The organism is Providencia sp. UF-183 (assembly GCF_058246155.1).
This window is the reverse complement of the sequence record NZ_JBSICD010000004.1, coordinates 275,967-290,514: the sequence shown is the minus strand read 5'-3', so window position 1 is coordinate 290,514 and position 14,548 is coordinate 275,967. Positions and strand designations below refer to the sequence as shown.

General features: G+C 36.4%; 15 protein-coding genes and 2 pseudogenes. 10 read left to right on the top strand and 7 right to left on the bottom strand.

Annotation, left to right across the window (positions count from 1 at the left end; all coding sequences use genetic code 11):
• Window positions 1-620 precede the first annotated feature (620 nt).
• Both AC4IFT_RS05640 and AC4IFT_RS05635 read left to right on the top strand, forming a co-directional pair.
• A pseudogene (locus AC4IFT_RS05640) lies at window positions 621-1,073 on the top strand (ASCH domain-containing protein).
• A gap of 2 nt (window positions 1,074-1,075) precedes the next feature.
• A complete protein-coding gene (locus AC4IFT_RS05635) occupies window positions 1,076-1,873 on the top strand; it encodes a DNA adenine methylase (protein WP_490750806.1) in 798 nt (265 codons plus the stop codon).
• 213 nt (window positions 1,874-2,086) lie between these two features.
• Here AC4IFT_RS05635 and AC4IFT_RS05630 read toward each other — a convergent pair whose 3' ends face one another.
• Together AC4IFT_RS05630 and AC4IFT_RS05625 are read right to left on the bottom strand one after the other, a co-directional pair.
• Complete coding sequence (locus tag AC4IFT_RS05630) at window positions 2,087-3,295, bottom strand: tyrosine-type recombinase/integrase (RefSeq protein ID WP_490750805.1); 1,209 nt, start codon at window positions 3,293-3,295, stop codon at window positions 2,087-2,089.
• A 186-nt stretch (window positions 3,296-3,481) separates the two neighbouring features.
• Window positions 3,482-4,630: pseudogene (locus AC4IFT_RS05625) on the bottom strand (alanine/glycine:cation symporter family protein); the annotation flags it as partial.
• 590 nt (window positions 4,631-5,220) lie between these two features.
• Here AC4IFT_RS05625 and AC4IFT_RS05620 point away from each other — a divergent pair.
• Together AC4IFT_RS05620 and AC4IFT_RS05615 are read left to right on the top strand one after the other, a co-directional pair.
• Complete coding sequence (locus AC4IFT_RS05620; protein ID WP_490730995.1) at window positions 5,221-5,472, top strand: penicillin-binding protein; 252 nt, start codon at window positions 5,221-5,223, stop codon at window positions 5,470-5,472.
• A 361-nt stretch (window positions 5,473-5,833) separates the two neighbouring features.
• Entirely contained in the window at window positions 5,834-6,205 is a 372-nt protein-coding gene (locus AC4IFT_RS05615; protein WP_490730997.1) for a hypothetical protein, read from the top strand.
• 64 nt (window positions 6,206-6,269) lie between these two features.
• On the opposite strand, the gene AC4IFT_RS05610 is transcribed toward AC4IFT_RS05615, so the two are convergent.
• Complete coding sequence (locus AC4IFT_RS05610; protein WP_490750804.1) at window positions 6,270-6,638, bottom strand: hypothetical protein; 369 nt, start codon at window positions 6,636-6,638, stop codon at window positions 6,270-6,272.
• Between the two features lie 292 nt (window positions 6,639-6,930).
• Here AC4IFT_RS05610 and AC4IFT_RS05605 point away from each other — a divergent pair, with 292 nt between their 5' ends.
• The gene (locus AC4IFT_RS05605; protein ID WP_219247452.1) at window positions 6,931-7,155 is read left to right on the top strand and encodes a HEAT repeat domain-containing protein; all 225 of its coding nucleotides are present in this window, start codon (window positions 6,931-6,933) and stop codon (window positions 7,153-7,155) included.
• A gap of 165 nt (window positions 7,156-7,320) precedes the next feature.
• Window positions 7,321-7,671, top strand: coding sequence for a hypothetical protein (locus AC4IFT_RS05600; RefSeq protein ID WP_490750803.1), 351 nt, complete (start codon window positions 7,321-7,323; stop codon window positions 7,669-7,671).
• 55 nt (window positions 7,672-7,726) lie between these two features.
• Here AC4IFT_RS05600 and AC4IFT_RS05595 read toward each other — a convergent pair whose 3' ends face one another.
• Window positions 7,727-8,230 carry a DUF1543 domain-containing protein gene (locus AC4IFT_RS05595; RefSeq protein ID WP_490731003.1) on the bottom strand — a complete coding sequence of 168 codons (504 nt, stop codon included), beginning with the start codon at window positions 8,228-8,230 and terminating at the stop codon, window positions 7,727-7,729.
• 271 nt (window positions 8,231-8,501) lie between these two features.
• Between AC4IFT_RS05595 and AC4IFT_RS05590 the strand changes: the two genes are divergently transcribed.
• A complete protein-coding gene (locus AC4IFT_RS05590; protein ID WP_490750802.1) occupies window positions 8,502-9,653 on the top strand; it encodes a pyridoxal phosphate-dependent aminotransferase in 1,152 nt (383 codons plus the stop codon).
• A 59-nt stretch (window positions 9,654-9,712) separates the two neighbouring features.
• Here the strand turns inward: AC4IFT_RS05590 and AC4IFT_RS05585 are convergent, their stop codons facing one another.
• Window positions 9,713-10,057, bottom strand: a complete 345-nt coding sequence (locus tag AC4IFT_RS05585) for a DMT family protein (RefSeq protein WP_490750801.1) — start codon at window positions 10,055-10,057, stop codon at window positions 9,713-9,715.
• A 124-nt stretch (window positions 10,058-10,181) separates the two neighbouring features.
• Here AC4IFT_RS05585 and AC4IFT_RS05580 point away from each other — a divergent pair, with 124 nt between their 5' ends.
• Both AC4IFT_RS05580 and AC4IFT_RS05575 read left to right on the top strand, forming a co-directional pair.
• A complete protein-coding gene (locus AC4IFT_RS05580; protein WP_490750800.1) occupies window positions 10,182-10,673 on the top strand; it encodes an N-acetyltransferase in 492 nt (163 codons plus the stop codon).
• Between the two features lie 84 nt (window positions 10,674-10,757).
• Complete coding sequence (locus AC4IFT_RS05575) at window positions 10,758-11,540, top strand: class I SAM-dependent methyltransferase (protein ID WP_490750799.1); 783 nt, start codon at window positions 10,758-10,760, stop codon at window positions 11,538-11,540.
• 54 nt (window positions 11,541-11,594) lie between these two features.
• Here the strand turns inward: AC4IFT_RS05575 and AC4IFT_RS05570 are convergent, their stop codons facing one another.
• Window positions 11,595-11,936, bottom strand: a complete 342-nt coding sequence (locus tag AC4IFT_RS05570) for a hypothetical protein (RefSeq protein WP_490750798.1) — start codon at window positions 11,934-11,936, stop codon at window positions 11,595-11,597.
• Between the two features lie 219 nt (window positions 11,937-12,155).
• Entirely contained in the window at window positions 12,156-12,494 is a 339-nt protein-coding gene (locus tag AC4IFT_RS05565) for a GlpM family protein (RefSeq protein WP_490731015.1), read from the bottom strand.
• Window positions 12,495-12,861: 367 nt separating this feature from the next.
• On the opposite strand from AC4IFT_RS05565, the gene AC4IFT_RS05560 reads away from it, so the two are divergent.
• Window positions 12,862-14,496 carry a methyl-accepting chemotaxis protein gene (locus AC4IFT_RS05560; protein WP_490750797.1) on the top strand — a complete coding sequence of 545 codons (1,635 nt, stop codon included), beginning with the start codon at window positions 12,862-12,864 and terminating at the stop codon, window positions 14,494-14,496.
• Window positions 14,497-14,548 lie beyond the last annotated feature (52 nt).

The following is a 14,548-nucleotide window of genomic DNA, read 5'->3' as shown; positions in this document are numbered from 1 at the left end:
CGGCGGTAGCCTGTTAGTTTTAGATGAATCCGACGCTGATGAGATTTATTACAACAACGATTATTAACCAAAGGATATATTTGCAAGGATGCAATGAAGCAAAAAAACACCGCCAAAGTGGTACCACACTAATGACGGTAAGGGAGTGTTCAGAGTTTATTTTTTGTGTTGGTTTTTTAAGGATAGTTAACGAGCAGGATTTGGCAAGATATTTAGACAAAAAAAAAGCCGACGCAGGGAGCATCGGCGAAAGTTACACAGCTAGTAACTACTCTTTCGGGCTTAAGTGTAGAAGGTAAATAAGCATTTGCCATGAAACGTTTTAATCCTAGCGATTAAAGGGGGGAATGAAGAGGAATGAGCATAAGCTAAAACTCACATGCGCAAACTAGTAATATCAAAGTGATAAAACAGATAATTGTCACGATAGTTACCACGACCTTTAATGTGCAAACAATTACATCAATTATGTTCACTGGCTGATTGTTATCATTTCTTTTGCGGGGCATTGTCGTATTACCCAAATCAAACATTTACTCTTAATTTATTCTCAAATCGACTATCTGAATAGGATAATTCTTGGCTATTAATCTTTTCTTACAAATTAAATAGGTCAAACAATGAAAGACAGAATCAAGTTTAACGATGCAATGTTAGCAGCTGTCATGGAAGGCAGAAAAACTCAGACACGCAGACCGATTAAGCCACAACCAAAAGTAACTGAGGAAGAGTTACGCAACCTTGGTGCATAGCAAGAAGGTTACACCTTATCAGAGCAAGTATGTGCAGCATGGCGACATGGATTTATTGACCCTGATTGCCCGTATGGTGAGATTGGCGACATCATTAACGCTGCCGACAAGGACGGTAATATCAAAGGGAAAATTGAAATTACTGATGTTTGGTTGCAGCAGGTAAATGATATCAGTGAAAGCGATGCTAAAGCTGAAGGGTTCGATGGATATGAAAACGCTTACTCATCTGAGTTTGCTTTGATATGGAATGCAATATACGGAATTGATAGCTGGATTAATAACGAATGGGTGTGGGTTATTGAGTTTAAGCGAGTGTGATTATGAGTGGCATAAAACACCCTGTCATTCGCTACCATGGCGGCAAGTTTCGACTTGCCCCATGGGTGATTAGTCACTTTCCAGATCATCGTTGTTATGTTGAGCCGTTTGGTGGTGCCGCATCGGTTCTTTTGCGTAAACCTCGTTCGGAAGCTGAGGTTTATAACGATTTAGATGATGAAATAGTAAATTTGTTTCGCGTTCTACGTGATAAAGACCAGGCTGAGAAACTTATCGATGCTTGCTTATTAACGCCATATTCACGCACTGAGTTTAATTGTGCTTATGATGTTTCAGATTGCCCTATTGAACGAGCGCGAAAAACAATTGTGCGTGCCACTATGGGTTTTGGTAGTGCCGGTGCAACAAAAGGCAAAACAGGGTTTAGATTAGACACAAAACGCAATTCAGCGACAGCGCAAAAAATATGGACACGGGCACCAGAAAACCTACTCGCTGTAGTGGATAGATTACAAGGGGTATTAATTGAAAACCGTGACGCTGTTCAGTGCATGAAAGACCATGATACCACCAGCACATTGCATTTTATCGATCCACCCTATTTACATGAAACAAGGAGCATGAGAAGCGAAACATATCGGCACGAAATGGATGAATGGGGCCACCAGCAATTAATCACTGTCGCTGGCCAGCTTTCAGGAAAAGTTATTATTTGCGGTTATGACAACGATCTATATAACAGCCAACTCTCGAGCTGGCGAAAAGAAATCAAGACGACAGCAGCAAACGGTCATGCAGGATCAGTAAAGCGTACCGAATGCCTGTGGTTGAATTTTTAAATCTGTATGCGGCAGATGTGGAGATAATTATGATTGGATACAATGAAAAGCCAGTTAGAGAGCACGTGTATATTAAAACGAATGAGCTGGCTAGTAGATATGGAATAACGCCTCATGCTATTCGGCTGTGGGCGGGTAATGGGAAGCAAAAGCGCGAAGGCTTCCCGAAACCAAGATTCAGGGCCGACCAGTTAAGCTGGTTAATGCAGGATATTATTGATTGGGAGAATGGTAGACAATTTTAAGCACCTTATCCCACCATTTCTCATATGCCTCACGCTGCTCATCAAGGTAGGTGTATTTATCATACACCTGCCATGCTCCTGGTAATTTATGCCCTATCATTATCTCGGCAATGTGAGGTGCCGTTAAATTGGAAACCCCTGTTCTCATTGTTCGTCTTAAATCGTGAATAGACCAAGGTTTACAACTTTCGACTTTCTTGCTCATACGTTTGCTCAGTACATCAATCATCCCTAAATGTCCGCCCTCTCTCATCGGCTGACCATTCATTAATGTAAAAAGATAATCGCCACGACTAACGCTAATAGCTCGTTGAATTAATTGCTGGGCTGCTGGGGTAATCGCCCTAATTAATGGCTGTCCTGATAGCCGCCCTCTCTTGTGGTTTTCTGGTGGGATAGTCCAAATTCCCTCTTTTAGATCAAAATCTGTTATTTTTGCCTTTAGTAATTCACCTACACGATTACCAAATAAAAGGCACAACTTTATTATGATTTCATTCCTTGGATTATATCTATCTTGATCTATAAACTGGAATAAAAGCGATAGTTCTTCATTTGTCAGTACTCTTTCACCTTGTTCAATCTTAATTCCTAAATCTGATGGATTTAAGTCACTAAGTGGGCGGTTAGTAATTACACCCCGTCGAAACCCCCAAAAGTGAGACTTTTTCGCATACTTTAAAATCTGATGGCCAATCGAAGGTGTTCTTTCTGTGATTTCTTCTAGCAAAGGAAGCCATGTGTGAAGGTCCACATCATCATGAGGCAATTTCCCAATTGATGGAAACACATGCAATTGAAATGACCTAAATATCTTATCCGCTTTAACCTGATCTTGCTTTAAGGATTTTTCGTACCATTCTGTAACTAACGACTCAACTGTATATGCTGTTATTGCCGTTTGCTTTTGAGTCAGTTTAACAACTTTCGGGTTTTTGTTTTGTTCGAGACTTCCCTTGTATGATAAGGTCAAATCCCTAGCCTCTTTTAATGAGGTTGCCGGGTAAGTACCAATATCAAGTCGCTCGGCCTTACCATTCCATCTGTAGCGATATTGGAAAATTACCTTTCCTTTTGGCGTGACACGAACAGACAGGCCATCCCTATCAGATTTTGTAATAACCTTTTCTTGTGGTTTTCCATTAATAGAACGTAGCCATGAATCAGTTAATGCCATCAAATTCCCCTCAAAGCATCATTTTTATGTACACCATTATGTACACATTTCTTATGATAACAAGTGATAATTTATGACTACTCGTGACTATACGGATGAAAGGATTTATATTTTATTTATACTTATCTGTTAGTTATGAATTTAAATTAAAATTTCATGATTAATAATGACTGACAATGACTATATATTATTATTCTCTAAAAAGATCATATTACTTTCAGCATAAGCATAATTTGCAATGATTGATGTAAAAGCAAAGAAAAATATCGCAATTGCAATAAATGTGCTTCCCCAGCTGCCTACAGCCGATGACAATGCTAATTGAGTCAATTCAATACCATTAATTTTATCAACTCCACTATCTAATACCCCAGACGATAAAATAATAATCGCTGTCGCACTACAGATAACAATTGTATCCATAAAGACACCAAGCATTTGAACATACCCTTGGGAAGCAGGATGCGGCGGATAAGGCGATGCAGAAGCCGCTGCATTTGGTGCTGACCCCATCCCTGCTTCATTGGAGAACAAACCGCGCTGAATGCCTTGAGTCATCGCTTGAGCGACACCATAACCTACAGCTCCCCCCGCCGCTTCTTGCAGCCCAAATGCATTACGAATAATCATCATAAACACATCGGGTAAGCGCTCAATATGGTGGCCAACAACCCAAAAAGCTAACAATAAATAGGCAAGAGCCATAATAGGTACAACAAGTTCTGCCACTTTTGCTATTGATTTTAATCCGCCAAAAATAATGACACCACTAAGGATAACTAAGCCAATACCGACATAAAGTGGATTGAAGTCAAAAGCAACTGCGGTCGCTTGAGCAATTGAGTTAGCTTGAACGGCATTAAAAACCAACCCAAATGCGATAATAAGAAATATAGAAAACAGGATCCCCATCCAGCGTTGATTTAAACCTTTTTGCATATAATAAGAAGGCCCTCCTCGGTAATTTCCTTGGTCATCCTTCGTTTTATATAATTGAGCTAATGTACATTCAACGAATGACGTTGCCATTCCAAGTAATGCAACTACCCACATCCAAAATATTGCACCAGGCCCTCCTGCCGTTAATGCGATAGCGACCCCTGTTAAGTTTCCAGTGCCAACCCTTGCAGCGAGGCTGGTGCACAACGCTTGAAATGAAGAAATCCCTGCGCTATCAGATTGCTTGCTATTTTTCAGGATACCAAACATATGGCCAAAATGCCTGATTTGAATAAAACCTGAACGAATAGTAAAATATAGCCCAGCGCCAAGTAATAAATAAATGAGCAGTGAGCCCCAAATAATATTCGTTAATGAGTTTATAAATTCTATCAAATTACTCTCCTTTTTTATTAAATCAACTAAGACAACTAGTTGGTAATTAAGCTTGCCCCATATCAGCCAAACATTTAAATATAACCACTAAAAGTAAAACAACCATATATTTAATATAAAAACAGCCTATCCATGAAATTATATTTTTTTATCTTTGATGTAAATTCATTTCGCTTTTTGAAAATTTTTAAAATCGAAAAACACAAAACAAAGTGATTAAAACAGAAACAGTCAAATATATATTCACAATAATATCAATAAGTTAACCAATAAATAATTTCACTTTAAAATCTAAAATCAATCGTTTGATTTTTAGCTATTTTTTTAAACCATTAACTAATTAAGATAATGGTTAATCTTAATTCATTACATTTTAACCAAAATATGCTTAATACAATTTCACACCAAAATTAAATAAAAACTATATTTAAAAATAAAAATTAATTTATTTAAATTATAAAGAATATATTTTTTTATATAATTACAGTACTTTACCATCAAATAATGATAGTCTTAAAATGAATATTGCTTATGCATTCCGATAACAATACACTGAACGCAAATTCGCTTTATTGACAAGAGGTTAACATATGGAAATTACGATTACAGTATCTGATGATTCAATTGAACAGCTCCCTGCTAAAACTTACGATGCGTTTTGTGCAGAGTTAAAAGCTCGCGTTTTAGAAGTTTATCCTAGCAGCAACTTATTGATTACCCATGATAGCGGACCAACAACTTTCTCAACCAAAGGTTTCCATAACGATAATGAAGCTCATATCGTTTTACATGAACTCGTTGAAGATGTTTTGAAACATGGTCATTGGCTAAAAAATAACTAAGCACCACGATTAACCATTACTGGCTGTTGCTGTAAGGCTTCAGTCAGTTTTTTATCTCCTCCAAATCCCCCAATATTCATCTTTGCATTCCTAAAGCCTGATCCAGATCATAATTAACCTTCTATTTTAATGTACTTGAGTAAAATGCCTTTATTTTTTACCGTTATATGCTAGAGTATATAACGTAATTTTCATTTACATTGCTTTTGCTAATTATAGCGGCCAGTATTTATACTGGCTCTTTTTTATGAAATGATGCGAAAAGCACCTCAACCTCCCCCGTTTTAGTCCTAATCTGCTATAGTAATTCCGAGTGTTTATTTAGAGTAACTATTCATTGAGTGCAAACTGAGGTATGACTATGAAGCGTTTATTACTGGCTCTTTGCCTGTCACCCGCATTAGCTATGGCAGCCAATGCCCCGTTAAACATTAGTGAAACTGCCAAGGATTATTGTGAAATAACAGGTCAGGCGCTAAGTGAGGCATACAGCACTAATAAGAGTAGTGACGACTTAACCCGTGAAACAATTGCGAAATTGAAACGCGAAAACGTCGATTTGAAAAAACTAGAGACTGTTGAAACTGATCTTCGTCAAAACCTTACATCAGCGATTGATGCAATTCGCAGCAACAAATCTCAATTCAAAAATGAAGCCGAGTTTTCTAAATCATTAAATGATTCAATATCAGCGTGTAAGATCCAGACAGAATTGCTTTTAAATAAATCGTAACCAAAACAGTTCTCACCACAAACTAAAAAGAGCGCTACATAAAATCGCGCTCTTTTTCATTTAATCATTTTTTAACACATAGATTTTCTATTGAGAACTGCAACTCAGGTGTTTCACTGATAATTAGCTGGCTATGTTCAGAAAATTTACCATCTTGAACACTAACATTAGCTATAAAAGGCAATCTGTCATTTTGAGTGGAAGTGCTATATAACCCACAAACTCGGTAGCTTTCCCCCTCTTTGTATTCACTCTTTAAAACAATTCTGACATCATTAAATGTAATATTGCTTGGTTGGTTTAACTTCTTCTCAACCAATTGCTTAGCTTCACTTTCAACGTCTGAATCCCCAATTGTGGTAAAAAAATGGTAAGCAAAAACCCCCAAAGCTAATAACACAACGATTAAAAGTTTTGTTTTGATACGCTTCAATCGACTACCCTTCATGTAAAATGTTAATACTCATCATTATAGAGGTTTAGTCACTGTAACAGTGAGCAAAATGAGCCTTTCAGCTGCCACAGATACACTACCCTACACTTTTTTAGCATTCATTTATATTTTACTATGCACAAATAATATTTTTTATCTTTCTATTATTTATTTTTATTAATATTAGTTGTTTTTATATCATTTTGTTAATCATTGATAAAAAAAACATTTTAAGTTTTCATTTCTAGTTTTATACTTAGCGTATTCCCGTATTTTGACCGTCAATTATTTTATGAAAGAAAAAATCGTTAAAAATTTAGTTGAATTAACTTATGGCACAAATAATGATGTTAAAATTGCCGCTATCAATGCATTAGGTGATTATAAATGTTCTATTGAACAACAACATGCTATCGACCGGTTATTAAATCTGTGTGATGATTATAATAAAGACATTGCTGTCGCCTCAATAACCTCACTCAGCAAGCTCGCTAAATTTTTCACTGAAAACCAGTAAGTTAACTAATTTTCAATTATTTTAACAACCTATTTTCATTATGTAGAAATAATGAATGAATATTGCATCAAATATGGTTTATGTATTTAGATAAGTAAATCCAATTGAATTAATTAATTAAGCTGCCAATATAATAATTAATAAATATTCCAAAGGAGATGAAATATGAACATACTTAAACCATTAATTATTTCAGCAAGTTTATTGGTGGCAAGTTTCTCAACTTTTGCTTATCACGGAGATGGTTACGGAAATGGCAATGGGTCTTGGCATCGTGGCGAATATCAAAACCAACAGCAATATAATAACCGTCCTTGTGATAACTACCGCCATAATAATTATAATGGACGTCATCGGGGTATGATGCAATATTCAACCTCAATTCAAACGACTCAACCTGAAGAAGCACTTAAAAAAATAGTGGCTGATGTTCCTAAAGGTGAAAATGGCAAACAGTACATGGTTAAAGTTGCCGTGGTCGAAATCACACCCCCTACCCCCGTACAAGCTCAATAATTGAAAAAACAGGGTAGCTAAAGCTACCCTGTATATTACATACATCTAATAATTTTTATAGGCCAATAGGCTGATAACCTTGCCATTTTGGCATAAAATGCTCCCCGTTTTGTTTCTCAACAAGGTGAATATAAAAATCCCCCACTTGTTGTAGCAATAAACAGTCATCTACATCTTTTAAATTATCTTTATGCTGTTGTTCACTGTTAACTAATAACTTTTTAATGGCCTTTTGCTTTGCTTCATCGGCTGTTTTCGCAACAAAAAGATCAAATTCGTGTAATTCTGCTAAGCTGTTTGGGGTATACCCACCGACATTAACAAAATACAATTTATGGCTAGTTTTTGAGGGTTCTCGGCTTAGAGTCACATCAAAACCATCAACCCATGTAATAATTGCATAACCATCAATATGAATCTTATCTTTATCACCAAACCAAGCTTCTCTCAATGTTGGCCAGGCATCCTTCGGTTTTTCTGCAACAACAAACTGGATATCGTGAACCTCTATATTTGATTTGCCTGCATTCCCACCAATGTAAAACATAAATAATTTCATTCTAACTCCAATTTATTACCATGGTTATATACTTAATTATACAACCATTATAATTCAATTCATAATCTTCCATTTTGTAGGAAAATAACAACTTAAATTTTTACTTATCCTTTTCATTATATTCGTTTTGTTCACATTACGTCCTCTACTCGGCATCACTGTCAGTAGCATAAAAAATGAATAAAAAATCATTTTTATTATATAATTATTTACTTTGAAATTATTTTGAGTAATCTAATAAGCTCAAGAATAATAATTTCAGGGAATAATTATGGATCGTCGTTCATTTCTAAAATCCACGTCATTAGTAGCTGGTGGATTAGCGCTAAATACACTTATAAATCAAGCTTCTGCTAATACAGCATCGATACAGCTACCAGATGCTAAGCATCCGCTATTACTCAATTTTAATGAGAACTCATTAGGGATGTCCCCAAAAGCGAAAGACGCCATTATCGCTGCTTTACCAAATTCATTTCGCTACCCTGACGATGCACGGGCTGAATTAATCACCAACATTGGTTCGCTTTATAATTTATCTGATAAGCATATTAGTATCGGTAATGGTTCATCAGAAACCATCCAAGCTGCCGTTGCCATGTTGGTAAATAAAGCTAAAAACCAAGGGATCAAAATCCAACTGGTTACCCCTGATCCTACGTTCAATTATGCCGAGTTATACTCGCTTCCACTTGGCGTACAAATTACAAAAGTTCCTCTAAAAGCGGATTTGTCTTTTGACTTAGAAAAAATGGAGCAAGCCGCAAATAATTTTGATGGTTTATCCATGATTTATATCTGTAACCCAAATAACCCAACGGCCATGATCACTCCTCATAGCCAGTTAGATGGCTGGATGAGTAAAGCTCCCGATAACCAGTTTTTTATTGTTGATGAAGCGTATGCTGAATTCGTTGAAGACCCTGACTTTGTCAGTGCAATAGAGTTAGTTAAAAAAGGTCAGCAAAACCTTGTCGTGACACGAACGTTTTCAAAAATATTTGCGCTAGCAGGGTTACGTGTTGGCTACGGCGTAGCAGCACCAGAGGTTATTGCCGCAGTCGATGAGTTTTTATCTATAGATAATACAAATACTGCCGGTGCAGTCGCTGCCATTGCCTCACTAAAAGATAAGCCATTTATTGCACATAGTCTTAAATCCAATAATTTATCGCGTAAAATTGTCGAAACAGCACTGAATGAATTGGGGTTAGAATATGCGCCTTCCCAAGCAAACTTTATTTTTCATAAAGTAAAAGGTGATGTAAAAACCTATAAGCAGCGCATGGCAGATGCTAACGTGATGGTTGGGCGAGAGTTCCCTCCTGCTGTAGGTTGGAACCGTTTAACACTAGGAACCCCTGAGGAAATGGAACAATTCGTCACGGTTTTAAAAGAATTTCATAAAAAAGGCTGGGCATAATACCCCCAATCCCGTGCTATAAAGTAAAAGGAACAGGCGCTAACCTGTTCTTTTTATTTTTAAAATGGTCCTTTAAAAATAAAAAATGCACCTGCAAATATGAGTATAAACCCAATAATATGGTTGATTGTGATACTCTCTCCCAAGTATAAAACTGAGAAAAGTACAAACACACACAGAGTGATCACCTCCTGCATAGTTTTCAATTCGGCTGCACTGTAAAACTGATGCCCAATACGATTTGCAGGGACCGCAAAACAGTATTCAACAAAGGCAATTAACCAGCTAAAGAACACCACTATGTATAAAGGTTTAGTGGTAAATTTTAAGTGACCATACCAAGCAAACATCATAAAAACATTTGAAACGATAAGTAAAAATATAGGATATAATTTTGCTAACATTTTTTTTCATAGTAAGAAGGTTATTTGCATTATTATGAAATTAAACAATCACAATTTCAATGCGGTATATTAAGCCTATTATTCATTCTAAAAGCCATTTTAATTTAGCTAAATGGAGAACTACATGTTTATTCAATATCGCCTAATGACGCTTGCAGATAGTCCTAAAGTGGCTCATTTATTACAAGCTAATGCGCCATCTAACCATGGTGAACTTCTCGGTGAATTTCCACTTCCTAAGGTTGAAGCTATGCTTAAAGGAAGTTCAGGAACCATTATCGCCTTCATACCTCAAGACGTGATCGGTGTTGTTTTCAGTTTTAATCCGTTATCTTCCCCACTCCCTCCTATTGCTCTTTTTATCCTTGAACACTTTCCAGACCTTATCAAAGATAATTGGCTTTATGGGCCCGTTTGTATTGATAACGCTTACAGAGGCAAAGATATTCTTAAGAATTTATATGCCAAAATCTGCGCCTTGAATACAGGTAAGCCTATTGCCTTTATTAATACTCAAAATCAACGGTCATTAGCTGCCCACCAAAAATTAGGTATGCATGTTGCCACAAATTTTATTTTTGATAATACCGAGTACCATCTTATGATAGGAAATTAATTCAGTACTACTTAGTGCATTTTTATTTCATTTTGTTCATATTTTGATAAACTAAATAAATTACTGTATTAAGGAGTACATTTTATGACAGACTTTCTTTCTGTGAACCAAAAAGCATGGGATAAACAAGCTGAATCACAGCAAGCATGGTCCACACCCGTTGATTCAAAAACTATCTTTGAAGCTAAACAGGGTAATTGGCAAGTTCACCTTACTCCCTCCCCTGTCTCAAAAGATTGGTTAGGTGACATTAAAGGGAAGAAAATTCTTTGCCTCGCATCTGGCGGTGGCCAACAAGGCCCTGTATTAGCTGCTGCGGGTGCACAAGTTACTGTTTTCGATTTTTCAATAAAGCAGCTTGAGCAAGACAAAATGGTCGCAGAGCGAGACCACTTAACATTAGAGACCGTACAAGGTGATATGCGCTCACTATCAATGTTTGCTGATGAAGAGTTTGATATTATTTTCCACCCTATATCAAACCTGTATATTCCGAACGTAGCGCCAGTTTGGCAGGAATGCCACCGTGTATTAAAAATGGGTGGAAAATTATTATCTAGTTTTTTCAACCCCATCGTTTTTATAGGTGATCGGGATAAAAAGTACTATGAGCAAGGTATCATCAAACCCAGTTACACTATGCCTTTTTCTGAATTAAGCACTTTATCTGAAGAACAAATCGCACTCAAGAATGAAAAACAAGAAGCTTTTGTATTTGGTCATTCTTTAACTGATTTAATTGGTGGGCAGATTAAAGTAGGGTTTCATATTGCAGGCTTTGAGGAAGATTGGCAGCCTCATCCACGTTTTGTTGTTGACCATTATTTGCCAACATTCCTATCAACGATGGCAGTTAAAATTCGCTAAATATCTTACATTCGTTGGCCGGATAGCTAACGAATGTAAATTTATTAGAATAGATTACTCATCTCGGTGGCAATAACGATCCCAGACAGCTTCAAATTGTTCGGGGGGAATAATATCATCTGTTTTTTCAACAAATGGAATTGAAATCATCACTTTGCCCGTTCTATTTTTATGTAACCTAACAATAAATCGCTTATAACCATGCGGTAATTCATTTTCAAAACCGAAAACTTCACCACAATAGTACCCTGTTTCCTCACCTTCATCACTTTTTGTTAATACATAATATTTCACATTTTTATACGTAGCAGCAGACGGATACGCTAAAAAATCTTCAACAGAACTTCTCACTCTACTTTCAGTATCCAACTCTGGATCCAGAGTCACTTCCGTCATGATACCGGCAATATATGCACATCCAGCAACGAGTAACAGAACTAAAGACCTTAATAACATTTTATTTATATGACCAAGAGAAAACATTAAATACTATTATAGTTTATGCCTATAATTTTGCGACCTCAAAGAGCAAGCAAGTTGTTTATTTTTATCGCACTCTCATTTATTAAATGCTATTTCACACTAAAAACCAAACTTGATATCAGTTTTTACGACCTACTGAGTAAGTTGCCAAACATAAACTAAAATTGCGGCTGTAATTACCCAAACGACTGTCGCCAAACTTAAGCTCCCCCAAGCTGTCATTTTTGTTGCGAATAAATATACCGTGAGCAAATACATAGCATATGGAATCAGTGACCATAACCCAAATAATGCAGTTTTTCTTAATGCTTCTGTCCCTTGTTCTTGCACCACAATCACGTGTGCAATAAGTGCAAATGTTGGAAATAATGGCACTAAACCAGCTATATAATAAACTTTACTTCGCGAAAACAAGGCAATAATAAGCACAGCAACAGCACCAATGAGACATTTCAAAAATAACGAAATCATCCTAACCAATCCCTTTTTATTTCTGCTAATTATTATCAACTAATATTTAAACGTTAACAGTATCACTATAAACAATAACAGCGTTTATAAACTATTTTCATTTTGTTAACCAAACCGAAAATTAAGCAATTTCATCTAGTTTTCATTCGTTTTTATGAACTAAGTCATATTACTGACCATAAAGTATCCATCATAGATGCCGATACATTCAACTAGTCCCTACGCCTGATGCTTTCGCGTGACTATATATAACATTTTAGCCTATTGGACAGCTTTGATTTGCTCCTGGTTAACAACGTTATGTCTGAAAGTCGTTATTTGTATGTATTCAAAGCATACTGCTCGATGGTATGAAAGGAAATAATCAATGATGTCTGATACTTCAAAAAAAACTAAATTCAGTTCGGCTAAATTCACCTTCACTGGCCTCAAAACGACAACGTTAGTCTGGTTTATTTCAGGACTGCTGATTGTTCTTCTACTGTCAACTTGCTGGTTTTTCTTTAGCTCGTTAAAACAGTATCAAACAACGCTCAATAACCTGGATATAATTTATAACGAACAAACTGAATTAAACAATACGTGGCAGTCACTCCTCCAAGCTCGTAATACCTTAAATCGAGCGAGTTCACGCCACTTATTGATTATCAATAAAATGAAAACATCGAATACTGATATCGATAGTCTTATCCAGTTTTATCATCAAAAAATGACACAAACTAGCGCGTATTGGAAACGTTTTTCTGACAGTTCCATGTATCAAAACAATGCCGCTTTCACCGATTTAGAAAAATCTTACAACACATTATATGCAGCACTGAATGAGCTTTCTGTATTCTTAGTCGAAGGCAAAACTTATGACTTTTTAAATCAACCCACCCAATCGTTTCAAGATGCATTTGAAAAGAATTACATAAATTATCACCAACAGCTTAATACCAGTTATCATGACATCGCAGTTGCAAGCGAAAAACTTTATAACCAAAGCATTATTGGTCTTATTGTAATTATGGTAATAATCACCATTGTCACGCTATTTATACGCTTTATTTTGCAATTTTTCTTTATCCGCCCGCTTAACCAAGTCATTGATGGTATTGAGAAAGTGAGTCAAGGCATTCTTTACCACAGCTTTGATAATAAAGGTCTTTCTGAAATAAAATTGCTTAAACATCATGTCTCTAATATGCAATCCAAGCTCATAGATATTGTTAAAAATATCTATGACAATACACATCATATTAAAGTTGAGTTAGGCGATATTACTCAAATGAATCATGACCTATCCATTCGAGCAGATCAGCAAGCTGCTGCAATTGTTGAAACAGCTGCCAGTGTAGAAGAACTAGACTCTTCATTTAAACTCAATACCGCACATACGAACCAATCCTGCCAGCTCATGTCAGCAACCAGTATCACTATTGATAAGAGCAATGAACTCATTTCTGATGTCGTAGAAAACATGGATGATATCGTTGATTTTTCAAAGGAAATCAGCAAAATCACCTCTACTATTGATAACATTGCTTTCCAAACCAACTTGTTGGCACTAAATGCAGCGGTTGAAGCTGCGCGGGTCGGTGAACATGGGAAGGGATTTGCCGTAGTAGCGAATGAAGTTCGTGAGTTATCAATTAGTTGTACACAGGCTTCAAAAGAAATCAAATTACTCATCAATAACTCAAATGATAAAATCAATCACTGTTTCCAATTAGCTGCGGATGCAAACGATAATATTGTTTCGATTGCCCAAGACACATCCAACATTAACGAAATGATCCAAAGTGTTGCCCTCGCATCTAATGAGCAAACTCACGGTGTGAGCCAAATTCATCTTGCTATCAATGAACTCGATAATACAACGCAGGCAAATGCTTCAATGACTCGTGAACTGCAATCTTCATTAAAAGCTTTAGAGTCACAATCTGATTTATTGGAAGAGATCATCGCTGTATTTCATATTGAAGCCAAAGAGACAAAAGAAACTGAGACGACCAAGTAAAAAAAGAGCAAAAACTGAACTAAATAATGTTATTCAACTTAAGGGCGCTATT

Coding starts and splice junctions, on each gene's coding strand:
- AC4IFT_RS05635 (WP_490750806.1), top strand. CDS start 1,076: ATGAGTGGCATAAAACACCCTGTCATTCGCTACCATGGCGGCAAGTTT.
- AC4IFT_RS05630 (WP_490750805.1), bottom strand. CDS start 3,295: ATGGCATTAACTGATTCATGGCTACGTTCTATTAATGGAAAACCACAA.
- AC4IFT_RS05620 (WP_490730995.1), top strand. CDS start 5,221: ATGGAAATTACGATTACAGTATCTGATGATTCAATTGAACAGCTCCCT.
- AC4IFT_RS05615 (WP_490730997.1), top strand. CDS start 5,834: ATGAAGCGTTTATTACTGGCTCTTTGCCTGTCACCCGCATTAGCTATG.
- AC4IFT_RS05605 (WP_219247452.1), top strand. CDS start 6,931: ATGAAAGAAAAAATCGTTAAAAATTTAGTTGAATTAACTTATGGCACA.
- AC4IFT_RS05600 (WP_490750803.1), top strand. CDS start 7,321: ATGAACATACTTAAACCATTAATTATTTCAGCAAGTTTATTGGTGGCA.
- AC4IFT_RS05595 (WP_490731003.1), bottom strand. CDS start 8,230: ATGAAATTATTTATGTTTTACATTGGTGGGAATGCAGGCAAATCAAAT.
- AC4IFT_RS05590 (WP_490750802.1), top strand. CDS start 8,502: ATGGATCGTCGTTCATTTCTAAAATCCACGTCATTAGTAGCTGGTGGA.
- AC4IFT_RS05585 (WP_490750801.1), bottom strand. CDS start 10,057: ATGTTAGCAAAATTATATCCTATATTTTTACTTATCGTTTCAAATGTT.
- AC4IFT_RS05580 (WP_490750800.1), top strand. CDS start 10,182: ATGTTTATTCAATATCGCCTAATGACGCTTGCAGATAGTCCTAAAGTG.
- AC4IFT_RS05575 (WP_490750799.1), top strand. CDS start 10,758: ATGACAGACTTTCTTTCTGTGAACCAAAAAGCATGGGATAAACAAGCT.
- AC4IFT_RS05570 (WP_490750798.1), bottom strand. CDS start 11,936: ATGACGGAAGTGACTCTGGATCCAGAGTTGGATACTGAAAGTAGAGTG.
- AC4IFT_RS05565 (WP_490731015.1), bottom strand. CDS start 12,494: ATGATTTCGTTATTTTTGAAATGTCTCATTGGTGCTGTTGCTGTGCTT.
- AC4IFT_RS05560 (WP_490750797.1), top strand. CDS start 12,862: ATGATGTCTGATACTTCAAAAAAAACTAAATTCAGTTCGGCTAAATTC.